This is a genomic window from Lysinibacillus sp. FSL M8-0337 (genome assembly GCF_038593855.1).
GTDB lineage: Bacteria > Bacillota > Bacilli > Bacillales_A > Planococcaceae > Lysinibacillus > Lysinibacillus sphaericus_D.
The window spans coordinates 1,810,221-1,824,799 of sequence record NZ_CP151996.1 but is presented as its reverse complement, the minus strand read 5'-3'; the positions used below and the strand labels follow the sequence as shown (position 1 = coordinate 1,824,799).

Annotated in this window: 14 protein-coding genes; 8 read left to right on the top strand and 6 right to left on the bottom strand. The window is 37.5% G+C overall.

The window, feature by feature from the left end:
* The first annotated feature begins 54 nt into the window (after positions 1-54).
* On the top strand, positions 55-1,242 hold the full coding sequence (locus tag MKY08_RS08495; RefSeq protein ID WP_069511360.1) for an ABC transporter permease: 1,188 nt from the start codon (positions 55-57) through the stop codon (positions 1,240-1,242).
* Positions 1,243-1,327: 85 nt separating this feature from the next.
* Here MKY08_RS08495 and MKY08_RS08490 read toward each other — a convergent pair whose 3' ends face one another.
* Positions 1,328-1,912 carry a TetR/AcrR family transcriptional regulator gene (locus tag MKY08_RS08490; RefSeq protein WP_069511362.1) on the bottom strand — a complete coding sequence of 195 codons (585 nt, stop codon included), beginning with the start codon at positions 1,910-1,912 and terminating at the stop codon, positions 1,328-1,330.
* A 153-nt stretch (positions 1,913-2,065) separates the two neighbouring features.
* Here MKY08_RS08490 and MKY08_RS08485 point away from each other — a divergent pair, with 153 nt between their 5' ends.
* Entirely contained in the window at positions 2,066-2,824 is a 759-nt protein-coding gene (locus tag MKY08_RS08485; protein WP_069511364.1) for an SDR family oxidoreductase, read from the top strand.
* A gap of 56 nt (positions 2,825-2,880) precedes the next feature.
* Here MKY08_RS08485 and MKY08_RS08480 read toward each other — a convergent pair whose 3' ends face one another.
* The 3 genes from MKY08_RS08480 to MKY08_RS08470 form a co-directional block, all read right to left on the bottom strand.
* Positions 2,881-3,513, bottom strand: coding sequence for a LysE family translocator (locus MKY08_RS08480; protein ID WP_069511366.1), 633 nt, complete (start codon positions 3,511-3,513; stop codon positions 2,881-2,883).
* 162 nt (positions 3,514-3,675) lie between these two features.
* Complete coding sequence (gene brnQ, locus MKY08_RS08475; RefSeq protein WP_069511368.1) at positions 3,676-5,025, bottom strand: branched-chain amino acid transport system II carrier protein; 1,350 nt, start codon at positions 5,023-5,025, stop codon at positions 3,676-3,678.
* 492 nt (positions 5,026-5,517) lie between these two features.
* Positions 5,518-6,270 carry an alpha/beta fold hydrolase gene (locus tag MKY08_RS08470; RefSeq protein WP_024363503.1) on the bottom strand — a complete coding sequence of 251 codons (753 nt, stop codon included), beginning with the start codon at positions 6,268-6,270 and terminating at the stop codon, positions 5,518-5,520.
* Positions 6,271-6,571: 301 nt separating this feature from the next.
* On the opposite strand from MKY08_RS08470, the gene MKY08_RS08465 reads away from it, so the two are divergent.
* Entirely contained in the window at positions 6,572-7,474 is a 903-nt protein-coding gene (locus MKY08_RS08465) for a LysR family transcriptional regulator (protein WP_069511369.1), read from the top strand.
* 137 nt (positions 7,475-7,611) lie between these two features.
* On the opposite strand, the gene MKY08_RS08460 is transcribed toward MKY08_RS08465, so the two are convergent.
* Positions 7,612-8,409, bottom strand: a complete 798-nt coding sequence (locus tag MKY08_RS08460) for a DUF1835 domain-containing protein (RefSeq protein ID WP_069511371.1) — start codon at positions 8,407-8,409, stop codon at positions 7,612-7,614.
* A gap of 14 nt (positions 8,410-8,423) precedes the next feature.
* Positions 8,424-9,047: a LysE family translocator gene (locus MKY08_RS08455; protein ID WP_069511372.1), complete on the bottom strand. Its 624-nt coding sequence runs from the start codon at positions 9,045-9,047 to the stop codon at positions 8,424-8,426.
* Positions 9,048-9,277: 230 nt separating this feature from the next.
* On the opposite strand from MKY08_RS08455, the gene MKY08_RS08450 reads away from it, so the two are divergent.
* From MKY08_RS08450 to MKY08_RS08430, 5 genes are all read left to right on the top strand, one after another.
* Positions 9,278-9,661 (top strand): sodium:proton antiporter, encoded by a 384-nt coding sequence (locus MKY08_RS08450; RefSeq protein WP_069511374.1) that lies wholly within the window; start codon positions 9,278-9,280, stop codon positions 9,659-9,661.
* Positions 9,662-10,150: 489 nt separating this feature from the next.
* Complete coding sequence (gene proB / locus MKY08_RS08445) at positions 10,151-11,245, top strand: glutamate 5-kinase (RefSeq protein ID WP_069511376.1); 1,095 nt, start codon at positions 10,151-10,153, stop codon at positions 11,243-11,245.
* An 11-nt stretch (positions 11,246-11,256) separates the two neighbouring features.
* On the top strand, positions 11,257-12,507 hold the full coding sequence (locus tag MKY08_RS08440) for a glutamate-5-semialdehyde dehydrogenase (RefSeq protein ID WP_069511378.1): 1,251 nt from the start codon (positions 11,257-11,259) through the stop codon (positions 12,505-12,507).
* Positions 12,508-12,617: 110 nt separating this feature from the next.
* Positions 12,618-13,496: a DMT family transporter gene (locus tag MKY08_RS08435; RefSeq protein ID WP_069511380.1), complete on the top strand. Its 879-nt coding sequence runs from the start codon at positions 12,618-12,620 to the stop codon at positions 13,494-13,496.
* Between the two features lie 27 nt (positions 13,497-13,523).
* Complete coding sequence (locus MKY08_RS08430; RefSeq protein ID WP_069511381.1) at positions 13,524-14,486, top strand: carbohydrate kinase; 963 nt, start codon at positions 13,524-13,526, stop codon at positions 14,484-14,486.
* Positions 14,487-14,579: the final 93 nt, after the last annotated feature.

Below are 14,579 nucleotides of genomic sequence, written 5' to 3'. Positions count from 1 at the left end.
ATTTTTCCCTACTATGCAAGCAAGTACTTACTTATCAGGAGGCAATAAGAGGATATGACAAAAGGATTACAAGCATTATTTAAAATTCGTGAAACCTATATCGGCATTGTCGCTACAGTTGCATTTCAATTAATATTTTTTTCTATTTGGATGACAGCATATGATGGCATAAATGATCGAACAGATAATTTAACAATTGGCTATATTAGCGAGGATACTGCCTTTGGGCAAGAAGTGATAGATGGGCTTAAAGAGTCTTTGCCCTTTGCGTCCAAAGACTATTCTTCCATTGATATGGCGGAAAAGGATTTGGAAAACCGTTATATTCATATGATGATTCACATACCTGCTGACTTCACTGCTCAGCTCAAAGCAGGTAAAGACGCAAACATTATTTATTCTATTAATCAGGCGAACGCAAGCCTTGCCAAAACAATGATGGAAGGCGTAGCAAAACAGACTACAAATGAAATCAATCATCAGCTATATCCTGTACAGCAAGGAGAAATTGTCAAAGCGTTTTCACAACAATTCTCGCAACTTCCAATAGAACAAAACACCGCCTTGCTTGTTCAGGATACTGTCACGACAACCATTATGGGTGTAAAAGATCGTATCGTTGAATCGACTATTATGAAAACAAATGATGTGAAAGAGTTTGCTGCGAATTTTGTCCCGTTAATGGTGATTATTTCTTCATTCGTTGGTGCAATGGTGATGATTATGCAACACCAACAAGCAGCGCAAATGCTTCAAGATAGCGTTTCGAAATGGTCTTTATTTTTTGCAAGACAACTGCTCAATTTTGCTGTTGCATTTATTTTGCCCTTACTAACAATTGGTTTAATGCAGCTATTTGCGATTTCGAGTGATGAAAGTTTAATTACTATTTATTTATTCCAAGGTTTTATGTATTGGGCTTTCCTATGTTTAGCACAAGTTTTTGTTATCTTATTTGGTAATCTTGGCATGGTCTTTAATATTTGTGCACTGTCATTGCAGCTTGTTACATCTGGTGTCCTCGTACCGAATGCGTTGCTTTCAGAATTTTACCACCGCCTCGCTTCTCTTTTGCCAGCGACATACGGTGCTGACGGCTACTATACAATTATTTTTGGCGGTAACACTGAAAGCTTGATAAGTAATAGCAGTTCATTAGGTATGATTATCGTTGTTACACTAGCAATCGCAATCGTAGCAGTTGCACTAAAAAAACCTAAAGCCCTACAGCTCAATAATTGAACAAAAGAGGAAAATGTTAGATTGATGGCTTTCAATCTAACATTTCTTTGCTAGTTTACGAGTATTTCAAGTATAGTGCGATTTTTTATTGTTTGTGGCGATTTCCACTATTTTCTTCAAACCGTAAAATGGCAGCGAGTTGCTTGTTTAGTTCACTGGCACTTTCCGCAAAATCATGCCGATACCACTCAATTATTATGCCAATTATGGCATTTGCTTGATAAGCACTATAAAAATCCGTCTTTATTTCCCCAATTTTATTTTGCGCTAAATCTCTTTTTAGTAACGATTGTATTTCATCAAACAACATATAATAGTAGGTTAGCGGAACATTTTTAGAAAAAACAATGCGATAAAATAGTTTAAAACGCTCTATATGATGAAAAATCTGGATCGTATTTGGATCTAGCTCGTTTTTAATAATAGTCGATGCTGCACGGTAAGGTTCCTCATAAGCATGATATAAATCCTCAACAATTTCCTGAAAATATTCTTCAAACAACTTTTCCTTTTGTTCGTAATGTAAATAAAATGTCCCCCTATTCACTTTTGCCACACGACATATTTCAGCAATCGATATATTTTCTAGCGGTTTGTCACTTAGCAACGTGAGCAATGCATTATGTAACGTCTGCTTTGTTTTGACTACTCGTAAATCGTTCACGGTCAATTTTTTCTACCCCTTACTATACAATTTTTTAAAATGTGTTGCTTACTGAACAGTTCTATGAATTCTGCATATTGAAATCGCTTACATGGATATTATAATATTTTAATGAACACATGTTCAATAATTAATCGTTAGAATAGGAGGTCTTTTGACATGAGATTAGAAAATAAAGTAGCAATTGTTACAGGTGCAGCATCAGGTATGGGGAAAGCAATCGCAGAAGGTTATGCTAAAGAAGGTGCGAAAGTCGTTGTTTCAGATTTAAATTTAGATGGTGCGCAAGCTGTTGTGGATGGTATTCAGGCGTCTGGTGGCACAGCTATCGCTATACAAACAAACGTTGCTCTAGCAGAAGACTTGCTACGCTTATTTGATGAGACCAAAAACAATTTTGGTAAACTAGATATTTTAGTTAACAACGCGGGTATTATGGATGGTATGGAGCCTGTCGGTGAAATTTCCGATGAGCGTTGGGATAAAGTATTTGCTGTCAATACAACAGCTGTTATGCGCTCTATGCGTATGGCAACAGAAATTTTCCTTGAGCAAGGGCATGGGGTCTTTGTTAATAATATTTCTGCTGGCGGACTTTATGGTGCTCGCGCAGGCGCTGCCTACACTGCCTCTAAACATGCCGTCGTAGGCTTAACAAAAAATACAGCTTTTATGTATGCCAATCAAAATATTCGTTGCAACGGGATTGCACCAGGTGCTGTTATGACTAACATTGGCTCAACAATGACCAATATGAGTGAAGTCGGGGCGGCTCGTCAGGCACTTGGCTTGTCCATCAATCCTCGGGCTGGACAACCAGAAGAAATTGCCCAACTTGCTATATTCTTAGGTTCAGATGAAGCGAGCTTTGTAAATGGTCAGGTTATTGCCGTAGATGGTGGTTGGACTGCCTACTAAGGGTAATAAAATGCACGCAATGGAAATTGACCATTGCGTGCTTTTTTTCAATTTTCCTATACTTTTTCAGTGGCAATGCGAACACCAATGCCTACTAACATTACACCTGTTATTTTATTAAACATTGCTTGTACAGTCTGCTTCATAAACCATTTGCGAATTACATTCATCACAAGAATGACAATGCCAAGCCAAACAATGGATAAGGCAATTAAAATGCCTGCTAACACTATTAATTGCGCGTTAATATTAAAATTTGGTTGAATAAATTGAGGCATTAATGTTACATATAATAGCAATGTTTTTGGGTTTAATAAGTCCGTTGTAATGCCTTGGGTCATGCAACTAAGCGGCATATTTTTTTCTCCATTTTCTTTGATAGTAACCTCTTCTTGCAACATCATATTTTGTGCCCTTGCACGCCATGACTGAATACCTAAATAAATTAAATAAGCTGCACCAGCATACTTTATCACTAAAAATACTACCATTGATTTTGATATAATCGTTGCAAGACCAAGTACTGCTAAAGTTGTCCACACGATTAGTGCTAGGACAATCCCTACCATTGTAAAAAAGCCTGCTTTTTTGCCATGTACGATTGTATTTTTTAAAACTAGCAGTGAATCTACTCCAGGCACCATAACAATCATTAGCGCCACTGCTGTAAACATCCAAAGTTCGTGCATTTGCTCACCTTCTCCTTATAACAATCATAAGTAACATTATAAATTAAATTGAATAAATTTTCTGCATATATTATTTCTGAATATAAAAATAAGAAAAAGTGTTAGATTGACATTTATTCAATCTAACACTCTTTTATAGGTACAATCACTTAAATAGCAAAACTATTGAATGGTTTTAGTTTGTTTTGAAGGCAAAATCAAGCCAATCACTACCCCAATGACAGCAGGTAATATCCATCCTAAACCGATATCATATAGTGGTAAAACATCGGAGTATAGTTGCTCTATTGTGTCTAACCAGCTTAATTGTGCCTCAGGTATACTAATAACGAGCGCTTTGTAGCCGTCGATGAGACTAACGAAAAACGTCAAAAACATAGCCGATGCGTATACAGCTTGCTTATTGTTAAATAATGAAGAGCTTAAGGCAAGTAAAATCAGAACAATGGCAAGTGGATATAAGAACATAAGCACTGGAATAGCAAATTGTATAATATTATTTAAACCAAAGTTCGCAATTGAGAAGGACACAACACACAATAATAGAACAAACATTTTATAGCTAACCTTTGGAAATACTTCATGGAAAAATTCACTACAAGAAGTAATTAAACCAATACTCGTTTTTAAACAAGCAAGCACAATAATGACTGCCAATAATATGGCACCAAATGAGCCAAAATAATGATCTGCAACTGCTGCAAAAATTAAACCACCGTTGTCAAATGTTCCTACTGATTCAATACTAGATGCGCCCATATACGTAATAAGCCCATAAATTAGTGTCATTAATGCCATCGCAAAGATACCAGACTTCCAAGTTGCCTTAGCAATTTCTTTACGATCTGTAATCCCTGCATTTTTAATAGCATTGATGACAACGATACCAAATGCTAGCGATGCTAGTGCATCCATTGTATTATAGCCTTCTTTAAAGCCAGTCATAAAGGAAGATTGAATATAATCACCTATTGGCTGTTGGAAGTGCCCCATCGGCTTTACAATACTAATAATTATTAAAATAAATAAGACAACTAAAAAGGCTGGTGTTAATACCTTCCCGATATAATCCATAATCTTCGCTGGATTTAACGAGAAATAGTAGACAATGGCAAAAAATATAAAGCTAAACAAAGCCAGTAACATGGTTGTATGTTCCGCATTAATATACGGTTCAAAGCCAACGACAAATGGCACTGTTGCCGTTCGTGGAATAGCAAAGAAAGGACCAATTGTTAAGTATAACGCTAATGAAAAAATAACGCCGAATAAAGGATGAATACGACTCGCTAAATCACGCAGTCCATTACTGCCCGATAAACCAATCGCTAAAATACCTAAAAACGGTAACCCGATTGCCGTTACTAAAAAACCGACAAGAGCAAACCAAAAGTTAGTCCCTGCTAGTTGTCCAAGTTGAATTGGAAAAATAAGATTTCCTGCTCCAAAATACAGTCCAAATAACATCGTTCCAATGACTGCATATGTAGAAAAAGGTATTTTCTTTTGCATAATTGATGTACTCCTTAGATGTGTTTGACTATAGCAAATAATCAATTACGCCTTAGCGTAATTGCGTCCAGATTTTTTCGAGCTTGCTCGAAATGCTCCTCTTCAAAATCTGTGACATCCGCCGGAGGCTTTCTTGCTTCACCCTATTGAAGCAAGAATAATTACGCCTTAGCGTAATTGCTTCCTGATTTTTTTCGAGCTTGCTCGAAATGCTTCATTTAGAATGTAAAATATCCAATGAAGCTTCTCTTACTTCAGCTAGAGTTCGAACCACTACTCTTCAGTAATTTTATCGCATTCGTTGTTCACTAATAGAAATAAAGGTGTTTTGCTGAAATAAGTTAAATCGAATGAATTTTCACTACAATTTCATTATGGTAACAGGCATTTATTATAAAAACAATAGTTTTTTCTAAGATAAATGCTAATAGTACAGTTCCTAGCTTATTAAGTAAAAATTAACAAATAAAAAGAGCTGTCAGAAGACAGCTCTTAGTTTGCAACAGACCACTCTATATGGTTTAAAAAATTGTACACGTCTTCATACACTTTATCACGTTCTTTATCTAACGTAATAATATGACCAGAATTTTCATACCAAATAATTTCTTTATCATCTGTTTTAACTGTATCTAAAATAAACGGAGCGCTTTGTTGATATAGCTCATCGTCTAATAATCCTTGCAATACTAAAGTTGGTGCTTTAATTGCAGGTAAATCTTCACGTGTTTCTTCTGTTAAGCGTGTTACGCCATCTAAAGAATCTTTTGGTGAAATGCGTAATTCATGTAGTTCAGAAATAATTTGATCTTTGGACTTGTTTTCAAAGTGTTTATAAAGTCTTGCATAATTGTATAAACGTGTAAATAATCCTTTTGAGCTATCGCGTGTTATCGGCGCACACATGGCAACAACTCCTTTAACAGGAAATTGCTCTGCTACTTTTAATGAAAAAACTCCGCCAAGTGAAATGCCTACTACTGCGATTTCTTCATATCCTTTATCTTTTAGGAAGTTGTAGCCTTCTACTACATCGTTCCACCAGTCTTCAGGTTTTGTTTCTAGTAGGGCTTCCGGTTCTACCCCGTGCCCACTATAGATAGGTGCATGAACGGTATAACCACGTTTGGATAAAAATTCCCCTAGCTTTTTCACATCTTTTGTGCTACCTGTAAATCCATGCAGTAATAGTACGGCTTTTTTGCCTCCCTCAATTGTTAGAGGTTGCGGCTTTGATAACTTCATTTTATAATATCCCCTTCACGGAAATTTGTATTTGTGTATTTTATGTGTCTATCTTAACACCCTTTATTCATAATGTACAATTTATAGTTTTTATCGTTTCGATACGTTTTATGCATGAATGGTGTAAGGTTAATTCCTTCTGTAATCACCCTTTGGAGGTGCTTCTAAATTAAAAAAATTCATTTGTTTAATTTCCGATGAGCTGCCATTTAAAATTTTCCCAAGTTGCCTATACTTCCTATCCTTTTACCGTTATAATGCAGGTAACTAATATCCATACTATTATTAGAGGTGAGTGAAATTGGAATGGCAACAATTGGAATATTTTGCAACAGTAGCGAAGCTTGAACATATGACACGTGCAGCAGATGTTTTAGCGATTTCACAGCCTGCACTAAGTCGTTCGATTTCAAAGCTTGAGGAGGAATTAGGTGTTCCTTTATTTGACCGCCAAGGACGTTCGATCATGCTAAATCGCTACGGAGAATTGTTTTTATATCGCGTGCAACGTATGCGTAAAGAATATGAAAAAGCTGTTTTAGAATTACAGGAGCTCAATAATCCAGAGCTTGGAGATGTGTCACTGGGCTTCTTACATACACTTGGAACAAGTATAGTCCCTGATTTGATCCGCGCCTTTCGTCAGCAACATCCGCATATCCGCTTTCATTTCACACAAAACTATTCGCACTCCCAGCTTAAACAACTGCTTGCAGGTGAGCTAGATCTTTGTTTGCTTGCAGCAATTGATACCGAACCACCTGTTTGTTGGAAAGAACTATGGAGAGATGAGCTTTATATCATGGTGCCCATCGATCATCATCTAGCCAATCGTAAAAGTATAACAATGAAAGAACTAGAACATGAAAACTTTGTCCTTATGAAAAAAGGCTATGCATTACGCCGGACTGCTGATCGACTGTTAAATGCTGCGGGCATTAAGCCTAAAATTACGTATGAAGGTGATGAGGTCTCTACCGTTGCAGGCTTTGTAGGAGCTGGTCTTGGGGTATCCCTACTACCTGATGATGAAGACCTTAATCCAAATAAGGTCGTAAAAATACATGTTGAAGATATGGTATGTGAACGCATAATTGGAATGGCTTGGATTGAAAATCGTTACCTTCCACCGTCCGCACGGCAATTCCAGCAATTTGTTCTTGATTATTATGAGAAGATGGGCCCTTCGAGAGAACGCGACTAAAGAGGCTGGCACTCAAAATGAAGGAACAAAAAGATGGGTGAATTCTGCTCAAAAAGTAAGACGCGAACAACAACATAACAAAAAAGTGTTAGATTGACTTCAAATCAATCTAACACTTTTTCTCATGAGCGTTTAACTTATTGTCCAATATAGTTTATTTTATATGCATTTATATCCGTTGTGTCACCGCTTATTTCAAATAGTCCTTGTTGAGCCAAGTAGAGTAATCGATTTTCAATAAATGTTTCGCTAATATAGTCATCCGTCGTATTTACCATTTGCCCAATAACATTCACTGGTGAAAGCCATTGCTCATTGTTGCTAGCTTGTAAATATTTTGCACTGTTCATAATTTTTTCATCAAACATATTCTCGTTTACATGAACAATGCCATTTTGCCAAACTCGCAATATACTTTGATTTCGCTTGAGCTCGTCCCATTCTTTAGCTAGACGCTGACACTCCTCAATTGTAAAACGCTTCGCTTCTGGACGTAACTTCATTAACATATCCGCTGATAACTCACCAGTATAACGAATGGACATGTCTTGTTGAATGCGCTGTAAACCAGCCGTGGCATCTATACCAAATACCATGCTGCATTTATTGACAAACTCACTCATCACATAACGTAAAGCAATTTCTTCATGCGCATTTTGACTATACCAAATCCAAACATCCAGATCACATGGGATGCCAGCTATCGCTTTTGTCCACTTGTTGTGGATGTCTTCATATAATTCTTGTTCTTCTACATCCTTAAAAATATGGGTATCCAACCATTTTTTTCGCTCTTCCATACTTGTAAGTGGGCCAATAGAGAAATTATCATTAATACAAATCACTGACTCTTCCCGCTGTAAATGGTTTTGTCGAATCGCGTGTTTAATGGACCCTTGTGTAGACAAGCTAAAGGTAATATGTAAAATAGCCATACAATCTCCTCCTTTTATTGTTTACTAAGTGCGATTTTTATACCGATAAATGTAAATAGTACACCTTGTACGATATTCAGGCGTTTTGCAATAGTAGGTTTACCTATAATTATTTCCCTTACTTTCCCAGCAAAAACACTAACTAATGAAAATAGAATCAGTGCCTGCACTAAAAATACCATACCCAAAATGAGCATTTGTAACGCCACATGTCCAAGTAACGGATTTACAAACTGTGGCAATAGTGCTAAGAAAAATAAAGAAACTTTTGGATTTAAGATATTCATTAAGATTCCTTTTCGATATAGCAAAGCGAACGTATGAATATTTTGGTGCTCCAATGTAAATGCATCATTCTTCGCTCGAAATGATTGCCATGCTAAGTATAATAAATAGGCAGCCCCAGCAAATTTGACAATCGAAAACATAACGGTCGATTGATAGACAATGGCTGAGATACCTAAAACTGCAGCTCCGATATGTACAAGTAAGCCCGTACATAAACCTAGTGAAGTCGCAATTCCAGCCTTTTTATCTTGTGTAATGCTTTGCGCAAGGACAAATAAATTGTCCGGCCCCGGCATTATAGTTAAAATAATAGCTGCACCTAAAAATGCTAGTAACGACGAAAGTTCCAATTTTACCCTTCCCCCCCGCTATTTGTTAGAAAAAACCATAATTACAATGGTTGTATTTACATTATACTACACGCCACTTGTAACTTTATGACTATATATATTTTTTTATAAAAAAATTATTATCCTCATTAATGCTCGCTCACGCAACATTTCTCTTCGTTTATGCATTATAATAGAATTCAACACTATGAATTCAATCCTTATTGTATTAAGAAAGAGGTGATTCGTCGATGGCAGTAAGCGATATTGTTCAAGAATTTGAGGACGAGCAAGGAAATGTTTTTTATAAAATGAAAACACACGATATCGAGGTTCAAGCAATGCATTCTGCTGGCTTAGCACCCGTTATTACCTACTGGATTGGCGAAAAAGACATTACGGAAGATATTCGAAATCTTCGTTTTAGTCCAAGGCCCCCATCTAGTTATATTCAAGATTATGATGAATTTCAATCAATGCTCTATGCAAAAGAGCAACGTGCGATTAACGCGCTCTATGAAAAAATGAGTATTAAACCTAAAAACATGACAACAGGGAAACAAATTTTGTGGAGTTTCTTTGTGATGATATTGGCGATGCTGCCTCTATTCGTTGCCATTTGGTGGTTAAAATAATAGTAACTTCTCAGTATTCAAATGTTTATTGATAGTTGTAAACCTCTGCGATTTGTCCTAATTTATACACAATTTTTCTATTCAGCTTGACAGACACAAAGAAGTAGTGCATTCTTTATTCAATTAGTAGTATGAATGAGAACTTGTGGTTATGTTATATCCGCAATCTCTGCAAAATACATGATACCAATAAAACGAACGAAGATTAGTACGTAGAAACTAATTGGTAAGAGAGCGATGTCCATCGGCTGTAAGACATTGTACAAAAAAGACTACAGAACCTACTTCGTGAAACGTCCTAGCCAAACTAGGCGCAGTCTCAAGCGTTATGAGGAAAGTGGAATATCTCAAGATATTCAATGTAGGTGGTACCACGGAAAGCAACCTTTTCGTCCTAATTTTTAGGACGAAAAGGTTTTTTTATCTTTATTCAGCAATTTGTGGCTTAGGCGATGGGAATGCCCCAAATGGTGAACTGGAGGAATTAGGATGGAAAGAAAAAGAATTGTTGTAAAAATCGGCAGTAGCTCCTTAACTAATGCAAAAGGCGAAATTGATAAAGTACGCTTAATGGATCACGTGCAAGCTATTGCGGAATTAAAAAAATGTGGACATGAAGTTTTACTAGTTTCGTCAGGTGCTGTAGCAGCAGGCTTTAAACAACTCGGCTACCCTTCTCGCCCTGTGACAGTAAAAGGGAAACAAGCAGCAGCAGCAGTCGGTCAAAGTTTGCTTATCCAAACCTATCATGCACTATTTAGTATTTATGATATAATGCCTGCTCAAATTTTACTTACACGGACTGATTTTTCGAAAAAAGAACGCTATAAAAATGCCTATGCAACATTTGAGGAATTACTTGAGCGCTCGATGCTCCCAATTATTAATGAAAACGATACGGTATCTGTTAGCGAATTAACATTTGGGGATAATGATATGCTATCCGCACTTGTCAGTGGGCTTGTTCATGCAGACCAGCTCATTATTCTGACAGACATTAATGGTTTATACGATGCCAATCCCAATAAAAATCCGCAAGCAAAACGCATTGATCGGTTAACAGAAGTAACAGACGAAATGCTAGGCTTCGCTGACGGTGCTGGCTCTAAAGTTGGAACAGGTGGTATGGAGTCCAAACTATTAGCAGCCCGTGCAGCTTTAAATGCAGGCGTTAAAGTATTTATCGGAACGGGCTACGGGGCTCAAAAGCTAATCCATATTTTAGATGGTCATGGCGATGGCACATATGTAGAACATGAAGCACTCGCTGTCTTAACAAATAATAAACAGTGGATTGCGCTAACGGAAATTTCTGGTAAAATTTTTATAGATAACGGTGCAGAGCACGCATTATTAGAAAATGGCAAAAGCTTACTTCCAGCAGGTGTCTATCGAGTTGAAGGAGACTTCGAACAAGGTGACGTTGTTGAAGTATACAGCCATAATAAGCTGATTGGGCGCGGCGAAGTTTTATATTCATCACTTGAGCTAGCACACGCAATGGGAAAACGAACTGATGAATTAACCAATTACCCGATAGAGGTTATTCATCGGGATAAATGGTTAAAAATACAAACGAAATAGGAGGAAATCAAATGACAAGTGAAGTATACCAAAAAGGAAAACGAGCAAAGGCAGCAAGCTATGTTTTAAATATTAAAACAACATGCGAAAAAAATGATGCCTTAACGAAAATTGCGGAACAATTACTAATCGATCAAGATATGATAATTTCTGAAAATTTAAAGGATTTAGCAAATGGTAAAGACAAAGGCATGCCTACTTCAACACTTGATCGCATTATGTTAAACAAGGAACGTATCACAGCAATGGCAGATGCCATTCATTTATTAGTGAAATTAAATGATCCAGTTGGAACTACGCTTGAGCATATTGAAAAGGATAACGGCTTACTTATTGAGAAGCGGATGGTGCCAATTGGGGTGATCGGCATGATCTATGAGGCTAGACCAAATGTTACGGTCGATGCAGCCACATTATCATTGAAAACGGGTAATGCTGTACTATTACGAGGTAGTTCCTCAGCCAAATTTTCAAATATTGCCCTTGTTTCAAGTATCCACCGAGCACTTGAAAAAACGTCTATCCCAGTCGATGCAGTGCAATTAATCGAAGATACAAGTCGTGACACAGCAAAGGAATTATTCCATTTAAAAGAATATCTTGATGTACTAATTCCACGCGGTGGTAAAGCTCTGATTGATTTAGTTGTTCGTGAAGCTTCTGTGCCTGTGCTTGAAACAGGAGCAGGCAATTGCCATATTTATGTGGACCAAACAGCCGATTACATAAAAGCAGAAAACATTTGTCGAAATGCAAAAACACAACGTCCTTCTGTTTGTAATGCAGCAGAAAGCTTACTAATTCATCCGGAGTGGTTTAGTGAACACGGTACACAGTTGCTAAACGCACTGCATGAAGCAGGCGTGACAATTGTAGGTGATGCGACAGTTTGCCAAGCGGTGGATTTTGCGCAGCCCGCTACAGAGGAAGACTTTGCAACAGAATACCTAGATTTAAAGATTAGCGTCAAAATTGTCGAAAACGTTTATGAGGCTATCGAGCACATTAATCAATATGGTACAAACCACTCGGAGGCCATTGTTACTGAAGATCAGCTTGTGGCAGATACATTTTTAAATAGTGTAGACGCTGCGGCGGTTTATCATAACGCTTCTACTCGCTTTACAGATGGCTTTGAATTTGGCTATGGCGCTGAAATCGGGATTAGTACACAAAAATTACATGCTCGTGGACCAATGGGCTTACCAGCATTAACATCTACAAAGTATTTCATCCATGGAAATGGGCAAATCCGTGAGTAATCGTTTTCTAATGAACAAGAGCCGACAGTAGACAACGCTGTCGGTTTCTCCATTATAGTGATAGCTAAAAAATAGTAGCCATTTCATTACTACTAGAAAGCAGGTTTGTTATGAATGTCTCAGCAATCATAAAACTTACAGTGTCTATGGCCATTTTTGGCTCCATCGGCTTTTTCACGATCCATACTGGCGTACCCGCTACAGAGCTAGTCTTTATCCGTTGTGTTTGTGCAACACTCTTTCTTGGCGCCTTATGGCTAATTACGGGCGGGCATAAAACAGAGATCTGGAACAAAAAGGAACTATTGCGCACCCTTCTTTGTGGAGTCTTTATCGTCTTAAACTGGGTGTTTTTATTTAAAGCTTTTGAGGAGATGTCGATTTCAATCGCCATTTCAATTTATAATTTAGCACCTATTTTTGTGCTTATTTTAGGTGCGTTATTGCTTAAAGAAAAAATGACTATACAAGCCCTTGTCGCAACGGTAACTTGTTTTATCGGCAGTATTTTTATTATTGGATTACAAAATTTTATTTCATTATCTGAATTTATGCAGTCCGGTTTTGTGTGGGCATTGCTCTCCGCTTTATTTTATGCATTTACGATGTTAACGAGCAGAACGATAAAAAATTTAAGCGCCTATGCCTTAACGTTTATACAAACGGCTGTTGGTATTGTGATGCTAGTACCGTTTGTAGATTTTTCATTATTTGAAGGATTGACAACAACGAATTGGCTTTATATTTTAGGGACAGGATTTATTCATACTGGATTTGTTTATTATTTATTTTTTGATAGTATTCGTAGCCTATCTACTATACTAGTGTCTGTTTTAGTATTTGTAGATCCCGTTGTCGCTATCTTATTAGATATGTTACTGCTTGATTTCATGCCTAGCGCTATTCAAACGCTTGGTATCTTACTCATTTTTTCTGGGATTTTTTATACTATTTATATTCCAAAGCAAAAAGCTCCTTTGCAGGAATGAAGATTTGATTGGACAAGGAGGTATTGTATGCGAAAATTGTATGCAATTGGTGAACTCTTAATTGACTTTACGCCCGCTGGACAAAGCGGCTCGCTTTTATCGGTCGAACAGTTTACGAAAAATGCGGGTGGTGCACCGGCGAATGTAGCAGCAGTCTGCGCAAAATTAGGCCAATCTGCTGCCCTACTAACACAAGTTGGGCAAGATGCATTTGGGGACTTTTTAATTGCTACCGTGAAACAAGCTGGCGTAGATACGCAGTATATCGCACAAACAGCGGATGGTGAAACAAGCCTTGCCTTTGTATCCTTGACAGCGGATGGTGAACGTGACTTTTTATTTTATCGAAAAAATGCAGCTGATTTGTTATACAGCTCACAACAATTGCCGACTAACTTACTAACAGCTCATGATCTTCTCCACTTTTGTTCGGTGAACTTAGTGGATAGTCCAATGAAGCAAACACATAAGGCGATTATTGAGCAAGCTCATGAAATGGGGTGCCTTGTATCTTTTGACCCGAACGTACGACTCCCCCTTTGGCATGACGCTGAAGCATGTCGGCAAACGATTTTAAACTTTATTCCGCGTGCGCATATCGTGAAGCTTTCCGATGATGAACTATCGTTTTTAACACATATAGACGATGAGCAGCAAGCCGTGCAGTCATTATTTCAAGAGAAGGTTCAAGTCATTTTCGTCACGCATGGTGCACAAGGAGCTAGTCTTTACACGAAGCAACAGCATGTAAAAGCTGCTGCTGAAGTTGTACAAACACTTGATACAACAGGTGCAGGTGATGCCTTTATCGGTGCCATTTTAAGTATGTTGTTACAGAAAAACATTGCAGTGGAGTCTCTCGCAGCCTTTTGCGAAACATTTGCTACGCCCCTTCTTACCTTTGCCAACCGTTATGCTGCTATATCCACAACAAAACATGGCGCCATCACATCTTACCCAACATTACAGGAAGTCCCTATTTCGTTTTAAATTAAAGACTCCATTTTGACATACTCAAAATGGAGTTGTTTTATATAGTTAAAGGTCTTCCTCGAAACTCATACATCTTCTATCTTTTATGAT